Source organism: Ruegeria sp. CDSC054, assembly GCF_059610645.1.
Genome location: NZ_JBXWOA010000021.1, coordinates 17109 through 34607 on the forward strand (window position 1 = coordinate 17109; position 17499 = coordinate 34607).

The window sequence follows — 17499 nt, forward strand, 5'->3', positions numbered from 1 at the left end:
TCAGTGAACCGTCTCAACCTTGTGGAAGTCCAGATCACGATCTTCGGGCATTGAATCGATGCTCAACACCTCTTTGCGCTTGGTGATCAGGATGTAGACCACGCAGGCCAAATAGAGGCCAACGACCACCGCTCCGATCCATTGGATCTGCAGCCACTGGCTCTGGAACAACAGGGTCAGGACAAACAGCAGGGCGACGTTGCCTGCAACGTAGATCGCCTTGCCGAACCGCTCGACTGTCAGGTTCAGGTTGTCTGTATAGAGCCTAATCAGCGAGTCCAGCGAGTTGATCACAAAGGTCACGCCCACGATCACCATCGCGATGTTGGTGATGCCCGCAGTGCTGATGCCGTTCAGGTGATAGTAGTAGAGAACGGTGAACCAGATTCCCAACGGGATCGACGGGAAGATCAGCAGCGCCGCGAGCAGTTGCCAGGTCTTCAGGCCACCAACAAAGCGAGAGGTGAACTGGCCGATCATAATCGACCACGCAAACCACCAGAACAGGTAGAAGGCGTGATAATCGGTCAGCGGCAGGACGAACTTGTGCAGATTGGCGAAATAGGCACCGATATTGCTGCCGGTTTCAACAATTCCGGTCATTCCCATTCCGGCCGCGACCCACATTCCGGTGATCAGTGCCAAGAACAGGAAGGTCGAGCCCACCGACAGGATACGTACGTATTTCAGGTCGGTCGAAGAATAGGCCGCTGCCAGAATGACCACGAATACGATGATGTAGAAGGTTGAAACCACGGATTCACCGTCTCCGACTTCGGGCAGATAGCCGGGCAGGTAGATCAGGAACAGGCTGGCGGTGAAGGCGCAGGTACCGATGATGACCACGTTGTTGATCAGCTTGACCAGCGGGATCTCAAAGAACTTCACGCGGGGTTCGATGACGCAGAAATAGAACGCTGTCAGGAAGTAGAAGGCCCAGATCAGGAAACCCCAGAACCCGAACTCGATGGCCAGCGGATTCGCAAAGGCATAGGCCGGTTCCTCGGCATAGCCGCCAAACTCGGTCAGCGGGAACATGATCAGGCCGACATCCAGACCGGACGTGAACAGGATCGCGATGAAGGTGAACAGATGCACTGGCGTGACGCCCACGCAACGCAGGTTCCACCATTTCACGACGAAGAAAGCGACCAGGCCCAATGCCAGCAGGACGCCGAAAGACAGAATATACTCCAAAAGCACCAACATACCTCCCTTGGTTAGTCAGAGTGCGGCTCGCATACCTTTAATTGACTGATCAATCAACAAACACCGCAATGCCGAATGTAACTGATGAGGCCTGTGGTTTTTTTGACGCGCGGCGCTTGCGCGTTTGAGATAATTCCGAAACAGTCGCTGCGTTTGGGAGAGCGTCATCATGGATCTGCGCGCCATAGCCATGGGGCTGGCATTTGCCTTCATCTGGTCGTCAGCCTTCACCTCGGCGCGGATCATCGTCGCCGATGCCTCGCCCCTTTTCTCACTGGCGCTGCGATTTTTGATCTCGGGGTTGTTAGGGGTCGCAATTGCGCGGGCGATGGGCCAAAGCTGGAGGCTGACGCGCGCGCAATGGTACGCGACTATTCTGTTTGGAATATGCCAAAATGCCCTTTATTTGGGTCTGAATTTCTACGCAATGCAAACCGTACAAGCATCTGTTGCGGCGATTATTGCATCAACAATGCCCCTGATCGTGGCATTAGCCAGCTGGACACTGTTTCACGAAAAACTTCGACCACTGGGCGTGTTCGGATTGCTGGCGGGTTTCGCTGGCGTCGCATTGATCATGAGCAGCCGGATTAGCGCGGGCGCCGACCTGTTTGGCGTCATGCTGTGCGGGCTGGGTGCGCTGGCGCTCAGCTTTGCGACACTGGCTGTGCGCGGGGCAACATCCGGCGGCAATTTCATGATGGTGGTCGGGCTACAGATGCTGGTGGGCGCGGCAATTCTGTTCTTCGCGGCCCCCATATTCGAGACGATCTACATTCACCCGAACGTACCGTGGATGCTGGCCTTTGCTTATACGACACTGTTCCCTGGCTTGTTGGCGACACTGATCTGGTTCCATTTGTTGAACAGGATCGGCGCGATCCGAGCCGCAACTTTTCACTTTTTGAACCCGGTCTTTGGCGTCGCGGTCGCTGCTGCTCTGCTGGGTGAAAAGCTTGGTCCGATGGATGCGGTTGGCGTGGGCATCACAACGCTGGGAATTCTGGCAGTGCAGCTGTCTCGGCAGACCGATCAGCGTAGCAATGCCTCGACCTGACGCAAGAGCTTCGGTGAATCCGGTTTGACGTTCGAGCCATACGTCTCGACAACCTCGCCCGCTGGGTCAATCAGGATCTTGTTGAAATTCCACTTGGGGACAAAGCCCGTTTGCTGGGCAACAGCCCTATAAAACGGATGGGCACCGGCGCCTTTGACTGGGGTGATGTCGGTCATGGGCAAGGTCAGACCAAAATTCATCTCGCAGAATTGTTTCACTTCTTTCGCTGACCCCAGTTCCTGATTGAACGAATCCGAAGGGACGGCCAAAACCACGAGACCTCGATCAGCATAGGTGTCATGGATTTTTTGTAAGCCAGCGTATTGCCCCGTGAACCCGCAATGGGATGCCGTGTTCACAATCAGCACCGGCTGACCTCTCCACCCCTCAAGAGAAAGCGTTCCGCCGTCAATCGAGTCAAACTCACCGGTCAAAGGTGCAGCTTGAACAGCGCGGGCAACCAGCAATAGGACGGATAACAGAAGCAGTCTGAACATGGTGTCACCTCCTTTATTGTGAATTACGCGTGCGTTTGGCATTCGGATCACCCGCACGAGAACGCGAGCAAGCTGAAATATGATTTTGATTTTCGCCCCAGTATGCCCAAATAAAGGTCCAAGTCACATCAACACCGGAGAAGCCATGACCCGCTACACCAAAGACCCCGAGGCCATTGCCGCTCTTTCACCTGAGGAATTCCACGTCACCCAACGCAGCGGCACCGAACGCCCCGGCACTGGAAAACTGTTGGGAAACAAGGAGCCGGGCATATACGTCGATATCGTCTCGGGCGAACCGCTATTTGCCTCGACCCACAAATACGAATCCGGATGTGGCTGGCCAAGCTTTACCAAGCCCATCGTGCACGAGCATGTCGAAGAGATTGAAGATCGCACGCTTGGCATGATCCGGACCGAGGTCCGCTCGAAACATGGCGACAGTCATCTGGGGCACGTATTCCCCGACGGTCCACGCGAACACGGCGGGCTACGCTATTGCATCAACTCCGCCTCCTTGCGGTTCATTCATCGCGATGAGATGGAGGCCGAAGGGTACGGTGAATACCTGATCCATGTGGAGGAAATCCAATGACCAATGAACGCGCTGTTCTGGCCGGGGGCTGCTTTTGGGGCATGCAGGACCTGATCCGTAAATTGCCCGGCGTTTCCAGCACCCGCGTCGGGTATACTGGCGGTGACGTGCCGAACGCCACCTATCGCAACCACGGCACCCATGCCGAAGGGATCGAGATCATTTTCGACCCAGCGCAAATTACCTATCGCGACCTGCTCGAGTTCTTCTTTCAGATCCACGACCCGACAACCGTTAACCGTCAGGGCAATGATCGCGGGATGAGCTATCGCTCGGCCATCTACTATGTGGACGACGCCCAGAAGCAAGTGGCCCAGGATACAATTGCCGATGTAAACGCCAGCGGCATCTGGCCCGGCAAGGTTGTGACCGAGGTCGAACCCGTCAGCGATTTCTGGGAGGCTGAGCCCGAGCATCAGGACTACCTTGAACGTATTCCCAACGGCTATACCTGCCACTTCCCGCGCCCCGATTGGGTTCTGCCCAAGCGCAGCGCGGCTGAATAACCGAATTGGCCCTCCTTCCCGCGAGGGGGGCTAACCTGAGGCCACCCTTGGGCGTCCGCTGGCTTCGACCGTGATCATCGCTTCGACAAACACGTCCTGCGCTTCGATGCGCGCAGTGCGGATGTCGCGGTCGACGACCACCCGGATATCTGCCGCTCCGGCCTGTCGCACTGCACCCTCGGCCTGATCCCGCAAAACCGTCTCCAACAGTTCCAAGGCCTTTTCGGATTCTGTGAAATCCTGCGGCCCTTCCTCCAAATGAACCCGGTAACGCCCTTCAGACGGTGACGTCACGGTTCCTGTTCGACGCAGCGTAAGCCGACCAACAACTGCTCCGATCGCGTTGGCCACACCGGCGTGTTCCGGTAGGATCATGGTGCAATGCAGGCGATCTCCGACAGCCGGATAATAGCTGGGGGCGGATGCGCCGAGGCCCACGACATCCACGTTTAGCGATGCGTCCAGCGCGATTAAGCCGCGATGCCTTGCCAGCCCTTTTTGCGTCAAAACGTGCCGGGCCAAGTCAGCAGGTGCAAGACCAAAACCGTCAGCTTCTTCGGCAAAAGCAGTCTCTAATAAGGTCAAAGACGTCTGTTCGGTCAACTGATCCACGATCATCTGTGCCAGTTGTTCGGGGCTGCCGGCTAGCCTGTCACCCGTCCCCACACGTTTGCGCGCCACCAGTTCCAATGCCTTGTGGGCGGCTTCCGCGTCCCAGACATCCAATCGACCCAGAACATGGCTGGCATCCGATGGTGTCACACCCGACACCTGAACGATTCCGCGATCCACCAGACGCGACAGGGCACCGTTCTCCATTCGGGTGCGCAACAGATCACTCAGGGGCAGGACATTTTCACCGAGCCTGTCCAACAAGGCCTCTTCGCGCGCACCCAACCCGTCGGCATTGATACCGGGAACACGGCGGGCAAACCGCGTGTCATGCTCTCCCACGGTTGTTGCCCGCAACTGTGTGTCCAGAACGCCGTGAACAACCTCGGGTGCTTCTGACGCGATCAGAGATACCGGCAGCACCCGTCGTGGCCCCAGAAATACGCCGCCGCCCAGCCCTTCGGTCACCACATGCACCTGGCTATCTCCACCCAGTCCGTGGGTGCGCATGGCAACCGCCTCAACCATCGTACGAAATCCGCCGACCTGCGCGCCCGCTGGGTCAATCGCGGGTTTGCCATCCCGAATCAGCGCAACATCTGTCGTGGTGCCGCCAATATCGGACACCAGTGCATTCTCGGCCCCTGTCAACCAGCTTGCCCCAACAATCGAAGCCGCCGGCCCGCTGAGGATGGTCTCAATCGGGCGTTCCCGCGCTTGTTCGGCGCTCATCAGGGCACCATCGCCGCGCACGACCATCATCGGTGCGGTGATGCCCAGATCAATCAACTGATCCTGCGCCCGACCGATCAAACGGTCGATCATGCCGATCAAACGCGCATTCAAAACCGCCGTGACCGCGCGCTTCGGGCCGTTCAATTTGGCCGACAACTGATGAGAGCACGTAACCGGTGCCCCGGTTTTTTCGGCAATGACACGCGCGGCATGCAATTCATGCGCCGGGTTCCGCGTTGCGAACTGCGCGGCAACCGCAAACCCAGAAACATCTTTGTGCGACGCCAAAAAGGCTTCCAACGCATCGACATCCAATGGCGCCGCCTCACCCCCGGCGTGGCTATGCCCACCGCCAATCACCAGCGCTGGATCACCCTTCAGCGCATCCCGCAGCCCATGTTTCTTAAGGTCTGCTTCCTTAAACCCGATGTAAATCAGCGCGACTCGACCACCTTGCCCTTCGACCAAGGCGTTCGTCGCCAATGTTGTCGACAAGGACGCCATCGAGATCTGGTCCGGCGAAACCTGCGCCTGATCCAACACGGCCGAGATCGCCCTGCCGACGCCAATTGCAAGATCGGCGCGTGTGGTCAGGGATTTGGCCGAGGCGATCACCTCTTTCTCGTCCCGGATCAGCACCGCATCCGTATAGGTTCCACCCGTATCCACCCCCAAAGCCAACGCCATCGGGATCTCCTTCCTGTTCGCTGTTCACGGGTGTAGCGGTTTGGACCGACACGTCCAGCCTGTTTGCGTCACTTACGACAATCGTTTCACCGCCCAGCGCGCGGCATCCGCCACAGTCGGATCGGGGTCATCGACCAGCGACTGGGCCACAGTCATCAGATCAGTCTGGTGCGAGTTTCCAATTGCATACAAAACATTGCGCACAAACCGATCCCGCCCGATCCGCTTGATCGGCGAGCCCGAGAACTTGGCCCGAAACGCTGCATCATCCAACACAGCAAGCTCGGCCAACGGCGGTGCTTTCAGATCATCACGTGCGGCATACCGCACATCGCTCGCTGCGATGGCGAATTTGTTCCACGGGCACGCGGCCAAACAATCGTCGCATCCATAAATCCGGTTTCCCAGCTTTTGGCGCAGCTCTTCGTCGACCGGCCCTTTATGTTCGATCGTCAGATATGAAATGCATCGCCGCGCATCTAACTGATACGGCGCGGGAAACGCATCCGTCGGACAGGCGCTCAAACAAGCTCGACAATTACCGCAATGGTCAGATTCAGCCATGTCTGCAGGCAGGTCCAACGTCGTAAAAACAGAGCCTAAAAAGGCCCAATTTCCCCAGTCGCGGCTTACCAGATTGGTGTGTTTTCCCTGCCAGCCCAGCCCTGCCGCATGGCCCAAAGCCTTCTCCGGAACAGGCGCGGTATCAACAAAGACCTTTACCTCTCCACCCGCTTCCGCAATCAACCAGCGCGCCAGCCGTTTCAGCCGCTTTTTGACCAGATCGTGGTAATCCTTGTTCTGCGCATAAACAGAAATCGCTGCCTTGTCCGGGTGGTTCAAAACATCAGTCGGATCATGCTCGGGCGTATAGCTCTCGGCCAACATGATCACCGACCGCGCCTCGGGCCACAATGCGGCCGGATCGCCACGCCAATGGGTCCGTTCGTCCATCCACCCCATCTGCCCGTGGTACCCGGCATCCAAAAACGCCTGCAAGCGCGACGGCACCTCGGGCACGTCCCAAGGCCGGCAAATGCGACAGGATACAAACCCCTCGCTCAGCGCCTGCGCCACAAGCATTTCTTTTAGACCTGATCCGCTCTTCATCTGGCTGCAAATATCCTCGGGGGTGAATTGGCACACCGGGCCAAGAGGGGGCCGACAGCCCCCTGAACCTTCACCCTATCAGAAATCCAGATCGGCGTAATGCGGCGGTGGCCGGAACCCAGGAACCTGATCTGCCAATATAGACCGGAACGCAGGCCGTGACTTGATCTTGGCATACCAATCCTTGACCGCCTGAGAACGGTTCCAATCTACGTCCGAGATGTAATCCAGCGCAGACAGATGCGCAGCAGCTGCAAAATCGGCCAGTGTCATCTGATCACCTGCCAGCCAGCGCCGATGATCCAGCAGCCAAGCCATGTAGTCCAGATGATACTTGATCGCCTTTGCACCCGCCTTGACGTTTTTGCTGTCGGGATAGCCCTCGCCCGTCACCTTTTTGTTAACACGCTCATACAGCAGTCTCGATGTCACTTCGTGATGGAACTTGTCATCGAACCAGCCAACCAAACGCCGCACCTCGTACCGCGCTTCGGGTTTTTTCGGCATCAGCGGAGGTTCAGGGCGGGTTTCTTCGATATACTCACAAATGGCGGCGCTTTCCGCCATGACCTGCCCATCAAGACGCAATACCGGTACTTTCCCGGCAGGGTTGCGGCGCAGGAAATCCGGGTCTTGTTCCCAGTATCGTTCCTCGACTAGCTCAACCTCGATCTTCTTTTCCGCAAGCGACAGGCGCACCTTGCGGCAATACGGGGACAGGGGAACATGAAACAGACGCGCCATAATCTTCCAATCGAACCAGTGAATACCCCCCAGCTTTAGCCTTGAGAGGCATAGGGTTTCAATCCTCGAAACAATCCGCGCGACCATCTGCGCGGATGGTGGCCGCCCCATCCAGTATGGATGCTGCCCGTCTGCGGGTCCGAACCGATGGGTCTGTGACGGATCTGTTTCGAGGCGAAGGCAGGATCGCCGCCAGCCGTGCCGCCTGTACTGGGGACATCTTGGCCGCACTTGTTCCGTAATACCGCTGTGCCGCGGCCTCGACCCCGAATACCCCCTGTCCGGTCTCGGCAACGTTCAGATAGACCTCCAGAATCCGCTGTTTGCTCCAGAAGATTTCGACGACGGGCGTAATCGACGTTTCAAACGCTTTGCGCACCCAACTGCGCCCCTGCCACAGGAACACGTTCTTCACGACCTGCTGTGTAATGGTCGAGGCCCCTCGACTGCCGCCATCTTCCAGCGCATCGCGGATTGCTTCAACGTCAAAGCCCCAATGCAGGCAGAAATTAGCGTCCTCGGCGGCAACCGCAGATCTGCCCATAACCGGGGCAATTTCTTCGATCGGCACCCACTCGCGCTCGACCTTCCCCAATCGTCGCCATTCCGACCAGATTGTATGAGTCACCGGCGGATTAACCACCGAGTAAAGCAGGACCAAACCCACGACAAAAGCCACAACGCCCAAGGCGATGCTTGTGACCCAACGGCGAATCCACGGGATCAGTGGCTTTTTTGATTTAGACGCCTTGCTTTTCTTTTTGCTCGACTTGCGCGCTGCTTTTCTTGCCATTGTGTTGCTATACGACGCTGTGGACGGGTTTGGAACGGTTTATGTTTCGTGGCCTGAGCGTTGCGCGGGTAAGTAATCCGAGGCAAGTCCGGGACGTAAATTGAAAACCCCGCGTGTCCTTGGTGACACGCGGGGTTCTGATTTAGTCTTACTATTTCCGCCTACTCGGCGGGAACAGCAGTTGCCTCGGTTGTCAGAGGATGGCTGAGCTTGTTCAGCATCTCTTTCGGGCAAACCTGAAGGAAGTTGGCCTTTTCGACCTCCCAATGTTGCAGAATGTCGGCGGCCTTGCGGCTGTTGGTTTCAGCCTGATGTGTTTCGATCAGCGATTTCAACTGATCTTCCCAATGGTCGACGGTCACCGGACAGGTCACTAGCGTTTCCATGTTCATCAGCTGTCGGGCCTTGCCTTCGGGGTCGTACAGATAAGCCATACCGCCCGTCATGCCTGCGCCAAAGTTGGCACCGATGCCACCCAGGATCACCGCGATACCACCGGTCATGTATTCACAGCCGTTCGAGCCACAGCCCTCGATCACCACAGTGGCGCCCGAGTTCCGAACCGCGAACCGCTCACCCGCGCGGCCGGCCGCAAACAGGTGTCCATCGGTTGCGCCGTAAAGAACGGTGTTGCCGATAATGGTGTTCTCGTCGGCTTTCAGGGGGCTGACCTGCGGCGGACGCACGACGATTGTGCCCCCGGACAGGCCTTTACCGACATAGTCGTTGGCATCACCCGACACCTCGAGCTTTAGACCCGGGGCCGCGAAGGCCCCCAGCGACTGACCGGCCGAGCCTTGCAGTTTCACGTGCAAATGGTCCGGCTGGAACGTGTTCCGCATCCCGAAATTCTGCACGATATGGCTGGACACTCGCGTGCCCACGGTCCGATGCGTGTTCTGTACCGCATAAGACAGCTGCATTTTCTCGCCGTCTTTCAGGAACCGGGCGGCATCGCGCACGATTTCCGCGTCCAGTGTATCAGGCACCGCGTTCCGGTCTCTGTCGCGGTTGTAGACGATGTTATGGGCACCATCGACCGTGATCAGCAACGGGTTGAGGTCCAGATCATCCAGATGTGCCGAACCGCGGCTGACCTGCGCCAGCAGATCGGCCCGACCGATGATGTCGTCAATCGACCGCGCACCGAGGCTGGCCAGCAGCTCGCGCACTTCCTGTGCATAGAAGGTGATCAGGTTGACGACCTTATCGGCATTACCGGTGAACTTTGCCCGCAGGGATTCGTCCTGCGTACACACACCGACCGGGCAGGTGTTCGACTGGCACTGACGCACCATGATACAGCCCATCGCGATCAGAGCAGCGGTGCCGATACCGTATTCCTCGGCCCCCATCATCGCAGCCATGACGATATCACGACCGGTGCGCAAGCCACCATCGGTTCGCAGGGTCACGCGGTCGCGCAGGTTGTTCATCGCCAAAACCTGATGTGCCTCGGTCAGGCCCATCTCCCACGGCAGACCGGCATATTTGATCGAGGTCGCCGGAGATGCCCCGGTGCCACCATTGTGGCCCGAAATCAGGATCACGTCCGCTTTGGCCTTGGCCACACCGGCGGCAATCGTGCCAACACCCGAAGACGCCACCAGTTTCACGGTAACCTTGCAGCGCGGGTTGATCTGTTTCAGGTCGTAGATCAGCTGCGCCAGATCCTCGATTGAGTAGATATCGTGGTGCGGCGGTGGAGAGATCAGGGTCACACCCTTGGTCGAATGGCGCAGTCGCGCAATCAGGTCGGTAACTTTCATGCCCGGCAGCTGACCGCCTTCACCGGGTTTGGCACCCTGAGCGACCTTAATCTCCAGTTCTTCACACTGATTCAGGTATTCGGCGGTCACACCGAACCTGCCCGAAGCGACCTGTTTGATCTTGGCCGACGGGTTGTCGCCATTGGGCTCCGGCACAAAATGTGCCGGGTCTTCGCCACCCTCGCCGGAGTCGGATTTCGCACCGATCCGGTTCATCGCCACGTTCAGCGTCTTGTGCGCCTCGGGCGATAACGCACCCAGCGACATGCCCGGCGTGACGAACCGCTTGCGGATCGAAGTGATCGACTCGACCTCTTCAATCGGGATTGGCTTGCCCAGCGGTTTAAAGTCCATCAGGTCACGCAGATGGATCGGCGGGTTCGACTGCATCTTGGCCGAGTATTGCTTCCACAGCTCATAGGACGCGCGGTTACAAGCCATTTGCATCATATGCATCGAGGTCGCTTCCCACGCGTGGGTCTCACCCGATTTACGCGCCTTATAGAACCCTCCGATGGGCAGCACGTCCAGACCGCTATCCCATGCCTTGGCGTGGATCTCCTCGGCCTTCGTCTGAATACCCGTGACGCCGATGCCGGAAATCCGGCTGGTCATTCCAGGGAAGTATTCGGCCACCATCGCACGGCTCAGGCCAACGGCCTCAAAATTCAGGCCGCCGCGATAGGACGAGATTACCGAGATTCCCATCTTGGCCATGATCTTCAACAAGCCCTGATCGATCGCTTCGCGGAAGCGGGCGACATTTTCGGTCAGGGTCCCGTCCAAAAGGCCGCGATCAATACGGTCGGCCAGCGAATCCTCGGCCAGATAGGCGTTCACAACGGTCGCACCACAACCGATCAGAACGGCAAAATAGTGCGGGTCGACACATTCCGCCGAGCGTACGTTCAACGAACAGAATGTCCGTAGGCCCTGACGGGTCAGGTGTGAGTGCACCGCACTTGTGGCAAGGATCATGGGCATCGCCACACGACCTGCGCCCGAGTTCAAGTCAGACAGCACCAGATGCCCAGCGCCGGACCGAACGGCCTCTTCCGCTTCGGCTCTAACACGGGCCAACGCCTCGCTTAGTGCGTTTTGGCCGGGCTCAAAGCTACAGTCGATCTCGGCCAGCGGGGCATCAAAGCTTTCAACCAGCTTGTCCCATTGCGCGTTGCCGACAAAGGGACTTTCCAGAACCACAATCTCGGTCTGGCTGCTGTCCTCATCCAGCACGTTCTTGAGGTTCGCAAACCGCGTCTTCAAAGACATCACGCGGTATTCGCGCAAAGAGTCGATCGGCGGGTTGGTCACCTGGCTAAAATTCTGCCTGAAGAAATGGCTGAGCGGGCGGTATTGCTTGGACAGTACCGCCGAGGGCGTATCGTCACCCATCGAGGCCAGCGCCTCTTTGCCATCTTCCGCCATCGGGGCGAGGATCTGCTCCAATTCTTCTACTGAATAACCCGCTGCAATCTGACGCTTGCGCAGTTCTTCACCCGAGAAAATCGGGGTTTCGGTCACGCCTGCCAGCGTGGCATCCAGATCGTGAATCTTGCCAACCCATTCGCCAAATGGCAGCGCACGGGCCAGTTTGTTCTTGATCTGTGTGTCGCGGAACAACTTGCCCTTCTTCATGTCGACGGCCAGCATCTGACCCGGGCCAAGGGCGCCTTTTTCGGTCACGGTGGCCTCGTCAATCGGCACCATCCCGGCCTCGGACCCTGCGATTACAAGACCATCGCCAGTTACGACATAGCGCATCGGGCGCAGCCCGTTCCGGTCCAGTCCCGCACAGACCCAACGACCATCCGTCATCGCCAGTGCGGCAGGGCCGTCCCACGGCTCCATCACCGAGTTGCAGTAGGAATACATATCGCGCCATGCCTGCGGCAGCTCGACCGCCTGCTTGGACCAGCTTTCCGGCACCAGCATGGTTTTCGCCATTGGGGCCGAACGACCCGCACGCACCAGAACCTCGAATACCGAGTCCAGAGCCGCCGAATCCGACGAACCACCTGCGATGATCGGCTTGATGTCCTCGGCATAGTCACCAAAGGTGCCGCTCGCCATACGGATCTCATGGCTTTTCATCCAGTTGATGTTACCCTTCAGCGTATTGATCTCGCCGTTATGGGCCAGCATGCGGAAAGGCTGTGCCAGCCACCACTGCGGGAACGTATTGGTCGAATATCGCTGGTGGTAGATGGCAAACGCACTTTCAAAGCGCTCGTCCATCAAATCGGGGTAGAACACCGCGACCTGCTCGGCCAGCATCATTCCCTTATAGATGATCGATCGGCAGCTGAGCGAGGCAAGATACAGATCTGAAATCCCGGCAGCCAATGCCGCCTTTTCGATGCGGCGACGGATCACATAAAGCTCACGCTCAAACGTGTCTTCATCCACACCTTTTGAGTTCGAGATCAGGATCTGCTCGATCTCAGGGCGGGTGGCGTTGGCTTTTTCACCCAAGCAGGTCACATCGACCGGCACATGACGCCAGCCATAGATGTAATAGCCCATACGCAGGACTTCGGTTTCCACAATGGTCCGGCACTGCTCCTGCGCACCGAAATCGGTGCGCGGCAAAAAGACCTGACCAACCGCAATCAGTTGATCCAGTCGCGGCTCATGCCCGGTGCGGCGGATCTGGTCATAAAAAAACGGAACCGGGATCTGCACGTGGATACCCGCGCCATCACCCGTCTTGCCGTCTGCATCCACCGCGCCGCGGTGCCAGATTGCCTTGAGCGCGTCGATCCCGGCATCCACCACCTTACGCGACGCTTTGCCGTCAATCGAAACCACAAGACCTACGCCGCATGAAGAATGCTCTTCATCCTCGGAATAGAGACCATTTTCGGCCATCCATTTGCGCTTGGCTTCTTCGGCCCGCACCCAATCGGCATCATATTTGGTCATTGGCTGTCTCCTTCTTCCGGCAGGGCATACATGGCTTCGACCTCGGCTTTGGTCATCTGCCGGCGCTCTCCTGCGAACGCGTAGCCCTCGGGCTTTTTATCTATGTAAAGTTCAAGTTTCAGCGGGTTGCCGGTGTCGTCGAAAAGACCGGCAGCCATTTGGGTTTGTCCGTGCATCTCGCCCGGCAAAGTGATCCGGTACCACAACGCCGAACCACAGTCCGAGCAAAACGCCCGCTCGGCCCATTCCGACGAGGTGTAGGTCTTGACCGGTCCCAAGGCGGCATAGCCGGGCTCGGCCGCGAAGGTTACCAGCATCGAACTGGTCCAGCGACGGCATTGATCACAATGGCAGGCTCCCAGCGAATCCCGCGCCGGAGTTGCGGTCACCGTGACCGCGCCGCACATGCATTGACCTTGCAATTCGGGCATCAGACCCTCCTGTCGCTGGGCTAGGGTTATTCGGCTGCGATGGCAGCCTTGGCGTTGAAGCGATCAATAATCGCATCGGCGCAGTCGCGACCATCACGAATGGCCCAGACCACCAAAGAGGCACCGCGCACGATGTCACCAATGGCATAGACGCCGTCCATCTCGGTCGCGCCAGTCTCGAACGCTGCCTTGACGGTGCCCCAACGGGTGACGGGCAGGTCGGGCTGGCCGAACAGGGTGGGTAGGTCTTCAGGCTCAAAGCCCAGCGCCTTAATCACCAGATCGGCATCTTCGACATAATCCGCGCCTTCGATCACCTCTGGTGCCTGACGGCCGGTCGCATCGGGCTGACCCAGACGCATCTTCTGCACCATCACGCCTGCAACGGTGTCGTCGCCGGTAAAGCCCTTGGGCGCGCTCAGCCATTCAAACACCACGCCTTCTTCTTCGGCGTTTTGGGTTTCGCGCTGCGAACCCGGCATGTTCGCCCGGTCACGACGATAGAGGCATTTGACCGACGTGGCGCCTTGCCGGATCGAAGTCCGTACACAGTCCATCGCGGTATCACCGCCACCAATAACGACCACCTTCTTGCCTTCGGCATTCAAGCGGCCATTGTCGAAATCTTCGACGTCATCGCCAAAACTTTTGCGGTTCGAGGCGGTCAGGAAATCGATGGCTTTTTCGATTCCAGCCAGACCGCTGCCGGGCATAGACAGATCGCGCGATTTGTACACGCCTGTCGCAATGATTACTGCATCATGCTTGGAGCGTATTTCCTCGAACTTGGCGGCATCGACGTCGCAATTCAGCACGAATTCTACACCACCATCTGCCAGCAGGTCATTGCGACGCTGCACGATGTCTTTTTCCAGCTTGAACCCCGGAATGCCGTACATCAACAGACCACCCGCACGATCATAACGATCATAGACGGTGACCTGAATGCCCGCGCGGCGCAGCATGTCAGCCGCAGCCAGACCGCCGGGGCCGCCACCGATGATGCCGACGCTTTCGCTGCGCTCGGCACCCGGAGCGGTGGGCTTCACCCAGCCTTTGTCCCAGGCGGTGTCGGTGATGTATTTCTCAATCGTGCCAATGGTGACCGTGCCGTGGCCCGATTGCTCGATCACGCAGTTGCCTTCGCACAGGCGGTCCTGCGGGCAGATTCGGCCACAAATCTCGGGGAATGTGTTGGTGGCCTGACTGGTTTGGTAGGCTTCTTCCAAACGCCCCGTCGCCGTCAAATGCAGCCAGTCAGGGATGTTGTTGTGCAGTGGGCAATGCGACTGGCAGTATGGAACACCACATTGACTGCATCGGCTGGCTTGCTCCTTGGCCTTCTCTGCTGCGAATTCGGCGTAGATTTCATCAAAATCTTCTCTGCGGTCATCGGCGGCACGCTTTTCGGGCATGACGCGGTCGATCTGCACAAATTTCAGCATCGGTTGCTTGGCCACGGGTCAAACTCCATGAATTGGCTTGGTCACGTCTCTTTAAGAGATGAAAGATTGGATGAAAAGTCAACTGTACTGACCTAAATTCGAAAATCGAGGGAAAATTTGGTGGAGGTTTGAAATTAAATGCGATTTTTAGTTCCGATTCGGACCTATATGCACGCTTTCCTTTTCCACAGAGCACTTATACCCATTGGGCAAACAAAGACGTGACCACAACACGGCGGGGCAGATGGGTCTTTTTCAATTGATTCTCGCGGCGATTATTCAGGGTATCACTGAGTTTTTGCCGATCTCTTCATCTGGTCATTTGATACTGCTACCCAGCCTGACCGGACTGGACGATCAAGGCCTGGCCATCGACGTGGCCGTGCATGTGGGCACTTTGGGCGCTGTGATTCTGTATTTCTGGTCCGATGTGAAACAGGCGGTCTCCGGACTGCCGCAGGCGTTGACCGGACGGGCCGACACACCACAGGCGCAGCTGGCCATGGGTCTGATAGTCGCCACGATTCCCACCGTGATTGTCGGGGCTATTCTGTTCAAAACCGGCCTGATCGAGGCGTTTCGGTCAATGGCGGTCATTGGCTGGACCATGCTGGTTTTTGGCCTCGTTCTGTATTGGGCCGATCAAAAAGGGCCGCAGACCAAAGAAGCAAGCGAATGGGGTCTGCGCGATGCGTTGATCATGGGGCTGTGGCAGGTTCTCGCCCTGATACCGGGAACATCCCGATCGGGCATTACGATCACCGGCGCGCGCCAACTGGGCTATACGCGAGAGGATGGCGCGCGGATCGCGATGTTGATGTCGATCCCGACCATTCTTGCCTCAGGCGTTTTGTTGTCGGTTGACGTGATCCGCGAAGCAGACGCCCAATTGGCCCGAGACGGGGCAATCGCGGCCTTCTTTGCTTTTATCTCAGCTCTGCTGGCTCTGACCCTGATGATGCGCCTGCTGCGCAGTGTCAGCTTTACACCTTATGTGATCTACCGCGTGATCCTGGGTGCCATCCTGCTTGCAATCGCCTATAGCTGATCAGGTCCGCAGATTGTTGGCCGAGTTCTGGATGTCGTCGTACTGACCCGAGGGACGGAACTTCCACAGGTAATCTGGCAGTACGGATTCCAGTGTCGCTGGCTCGATCCCAAGATCGGTAAATCCTTTGGCCCCGTCGGACACAATATTGTCGCGGCGCAGGTTTTTCAGCTGATCGCGCGTCAGGATGTGGTTCGGGAACAACTGGAAGCTGGCGAATTTAACAATGTCCAACACGCCAGCCATTATGCGGGCCACAAAGAAGGGCATTCCGATGATCACTCGGCGTCGGTAAATCACATCAAGCATCTGCTGCATCAACGCGCGAAAGGTTTTTACCTCCGGCCCGCCCAATTCGTACACACCGGGCTCAGCGTGACCCAAAACACCCTGAACGGCTGCCTTGGCCACGTCATCCACATAGACCGGCTGGAACTTGGTTTCAGCTCCGACCAGCGGCAGGAAAGGTCCCATCCGGGTCATCCCGGCAAACCGGTTGAAGAACTGGTCCTCGGTCCCGAAAATTACAGACGGCCGCAGGATGATTGCATCTGGCATATGGGTCAGCACACCGGCCTCACCATGTGCCTTGGTTCGCGAATAATGACTGTCGGACTCGGCGTCCGCTCCGATGGCTGAGATATGCACCATCCGAGAAATACCCTGTTCGGCCGCCAAACGCGCGATCCGCTCGGCCCCATCGGCCTGCACGGCGTCAAAGGCGTTCTTGCCCAGCTCGTTCAGCACGCCGACGCAATTTACCACCGCGTCTGCCCCGTGCATTGCAGCAGCGACCGAGGCATCATCACGGATGTTGCACAAAATGGGTTCGACCTGGCCGACCACACCGTAGGGCCTGACGAACATCGCCTCATTCGGACGCCGCACCGCCACCCGGACACGCCACCCTTCATTCGCCATGCGCCGCGTAATATACCGACCGACAAATCCCGATCCGCCATAAATCGTGACCATTTTAGACATGAGAGGGCTCCTGCTTGTGGGTCCTCTTTCGATGTAGCTCTCTGAGCCTTTTCAAACAAGGCGCAATAACGCCGCGCACCAGCGAAAAAACCAACCAATTCAAGCTGAATTTGGATGCGAGGAAAAAACTTTCAAAAATCTTCCCGAATCTGGTTGACCCTTCCAGCCAGTGGGCTTAAACGCCCCTCCACGACACCTGCCCAGGTGGCGGAATTGGTAGACGCGCTAGCTTCAGGTGCTAGTGTCCGTATGGACGTGGAGGTTCGAGTCCTCTCCTGGGCACCAAATCCCCTTAAAATCAAACCACTGATATTCTCTTACCGGAATTGAGTTTCCGTGGGATGTGATCTGA

At 57.7% G+C, this 17499-nt stretch carries 14 protein-coding genes and 1 tRNA gene; 5 read left to right on the forward strand and 10 right to left on the reverse strand.

The window, feature by feature from the left end; translation table 11 throughout:
* Nucleotides 1–1197, reverse strand: coding sequence for a BCCT family transporter (locus AC2FGC_RS22860; protein WP_496727346.1), 1197 nt, complete (start codon nt 1195–1197; stop codon nt 1–3).
* A 181-nt stretch (nt 1198–1378) separates the two neighbouring features.
* Between AC2FGC_RS22860 and AC2FGC_RS22865 the strand changes: the two genes are divergently transcribed.
* The gene (locus AC2FGC_RS22865; protein ID WP_496727332.1) at nt 1379–2266 is read left to right on the forward strand and encodes a DMT family transporter; all 888 of its coding nucleotides are present in this window, start codon (nt 1379–1381) and stop codon (nt 2264–2266) included.
* Here AC2FGC_RS22865 and AC2FGC_RS22870 read toward each other — a convergent pair.
* Nucleotides 2242–2763 (reverse strand): glutathione peroxidase, encoded by a 522-nt coding sequence (locus tag AC2FGC_RS22870; RefSeq protein WP_496727331.1) that lies wholly within the window; start codon nt 2761–2763, stop codon nt 2242–2244. The genes AC2FGC_RS22865 and AC2FGC_RS22870 overlap by 25 nt on opposite strands.
* A gap of 145 nt (nt 2764–2908) precedes the next feature.
* On the opposite strand from AC2FGC_RS22870, the gene msrB reads away from it, so the two are divergent.
* On the forward strand, nt 2909–3358 hold the full coding sequence (gene msrB / locus AC2FGC_RS22875) for a peptide-methionine (R)-S-oxide reductase MsrB (RefSeq protein WP_170563837.1): 450 nt from the start codon (nt 2909–2911) through the stop codon (nt 3356–3358).
* Nucleotides 3355–3864, forward strand: a complete 510-nt coding sequence (gene msrA, locus AC2FGC_RS22880) for a peptide-methionine (S)-S-oxide reductase MsrA (RefSeq protein ID WP_496727330.1) — start codon at nt 3355–3357, stop codon at nt 3862–3864. Before msrB ends, msrA begins: the two co-directional genes overlap by 4 nt.
* A gap of 30 nt (nt 3865–3894) precedes the next feature.
* Here msrA and AC2FGC_RS22885 read toward each other — a convergent pair whose 3' ends face one another.
* The 7 genes from AC2FGC_RS22885 to AC2FGC_RS22915 all read right to left on the reverse strand — a co-directional run bounded on the left by AC2FGC_RS22885 (nt 3895) and on the right by AC2FGC_RS22915 (nt 15130).
* The gene (locus tag AC2FGC_RS22885) at nt 3895–5898 is read right to left on the reverse strand and encodes a hydantoinase/oxoprolinase family protein (protein WP_496727329.1); all 2004 of its coding nucleotides are present in this window, start codon (nt 5896–5898) and stop codon (nt 3895–3897) included.
* Nucleotides 5899–5970: 72 nt separating this feature from the next.
* Nucleotides 5971–7008, reverse strand: coding sequence for a tRNA epoxyqueuosine(34) reductase QueG (queG, locus tag AC2FGC_RS22890; protein ID WP_496783542.1), 1038 nt, complete (start codon nt 7006–7008; stop codon nt 5971–5973).
* Between the two features lie 78 nt (nt 7009–7086).
* On the reverse strand, nt 7087–7752 hold the full coding sequence (fzlA, locus tag AC2FGC_RS22895; RefSeq protein ID WP_058275204.1) for an FtsZ-binding protein FzlA: 666 nt from the start codon (nt 7750–7752) through the stop codon (nt 7087–7089).
* A 58-nt stretch (nt 7753–7810) separates the two neighbouring features.
* Nucleotides 7811–8545, reverse strand: coding sequence for a monofunctional biosynthetic peptidoglycan transglycosylase (gene mtgA / locus AC2FGC_RS22900; RefSeq protein WP_472722454.1), 735 nt, complete (start codon nt 8543–8545; stop codon nt 7811–7813).
* Nucleotides 8546–8706: 161 nt separating this feature from the next.
* A complete protein-coding gene (gltB, locus tag AC2FGC_RS22905) occupies nt 8707–13239 on the reverse strand; it encodes a glutamate synthase large subunit (protein WP_496783548.1) in 4533 nt (1510 codons plus the stop codon).
* A complete protein-coding gene (locus AC2FGC_RS22910; protein WP_109313051.1) occupies nt 13236–13670 on the reverse strand; it encodes a GFA family protein in 435 nt (144 codons plus the stop codon). The genes gltB and AC2FGC_RS22910 overlap by 4 nt, the downstream gene beginning before the upstream one ends.
* Nucleotides 13671–13696: 26 nt before the next feature.
* Complete coding sequence (locus AC2FGC_RS22915; RefSeq protein WP_109313050.1) at nt 13697–15130, reverse strand: NAD(P)-dependent oxidoreductase; 1434 nt, start codon at nt 15128–15130, stop codon at nt 13697–13699.
* A 229-nt stretch (nt 15131–15359) separates the two neighbouring features.
* On the opposite strand from AC2FGC_RS22915, the gene AC2FGC_RS22920 reads away from it, so the two are divergent.
* Entirely contained in the window at nt 15360–16163 is an 804-nt protein-coding gene (locus tag AC2FGC_RS22920; RefSeq protein ID WP_496727321.1) for an undecaprenyl-diphosphate phosphatase, read from the forward strand.
* Here AC2FGC_RS22920 and AC2FGC_RS22925 read toward each other — a convergent pair whose 3' ends face one another.
* Nucleotides 16164–17147, reverse strand: coding sequence for a complex I NDUFA9 subunit family protein (locus AC2FGC_RS22925; protein ID WP_496727319.1), 984 nt, complete (start codon nt 17145–17147; stop codon nt 16164–16166).
* A gap of 198 nt (nt 17148–17345) precedes the next feature.
* Here AC2FGC_RS22925 and AC2FGC_RS22930 point away from each other — a divergent pair.
* Nucleotides 17346–17432, forward strand: a tRNA-Leu gene (locus AC2FGC_RS22930).
* Nucleotides 17433–17499: the final 67 nt, after the last annotated feature.

Excerpts from the sequence above, each read along its gene's own strand:
- AC2FGC_RS22865 (WP_496727332.1), top strand. The coding sequence starts at position 1,379 with ATGGATCTGCGCGCCATAGCCATGGGGCTGGCATTTGCCTTCATCTGG.
- AC2FGC_RS22870 (WP_496727331.1), bottom strand. The coding sequence starts at position 2,763 with ATGTTCAGACTGCTTCTGTTATCCGTCCTATTGCTGGTTGCCCGCGCT.
- msrB (WP_170563837.1), top strand. The coding sequence starts at position 2,909 with ATGACCCGCTACACCAAAGACCCCGAGGCCATTGCCGCTCTTTCACCT.
- msrA (WP_496727330.1), top strand. The coding sequence starts at position 3,355 with ATGACCAATGAACGCGCTGTTCTGGCCGGGGGCTGCTTTTGGGGCATG.
- AC2FGC_RS22885 (WP_496727329.1), bottom strand. The coding sequence starts at position 5,898 with ATGGCGTTGGCTTTGGGGGTGGATACGGGTGGAACCTATACGGATGCG.
- queG (WP_496783542.1), bottom strand. The coding sequence starts at position 7,008 with ATGAAGAGCGGATCAGGTCTAAAAGAAATGCTTGTGGCGCAGGCGCTG.
- fzlA (WP_058275204.1), bottom strand. The coding sequence starts at position 7,752 with ATGGCGCGTCTGTTTCATGTTCCCCTGTCCCCGTATTGCCGCAAGGTG.
- mtgA (WP_472722454.1), bottom strand. The coding sequence starts at position 8,545 with ATGGCAAGAAAAGCAGCGCGCAAGTCGAGCAAAAAGAAAAGCAAGGCG.
- gltB (WP_496783548.1), bottom strand. The coding sequence starts at position 13,239 with ATGACCAAATATGATGCCGATTGGGTGCGGGCCGAAGAAGCCAAGCGC.
- AC2FGC_RS22910 (WP_109313051.1), bottom strand. The coding sequence starts at position 13,670 with ATGCCCGAATTGCAAGGTCAATGCATGTGCGGCGCGGTCACGGTGACC.
- AC2FGC_RS22920 (WP_496727321.1), top strand. The coding sequence starts at position 15,360 with ATGGGTCTTTTTCAATTGATTCTCGCGGCGATTATTCAGGGTATCACT.
- AC2FGC_RS22925 (WP_496727319.1), bottom strand. The coding sequence starts at position 17,147 with ATGTCTAAAATGGTCACGATTTATGGCGGATCGGGATTTGTCGGTCGG.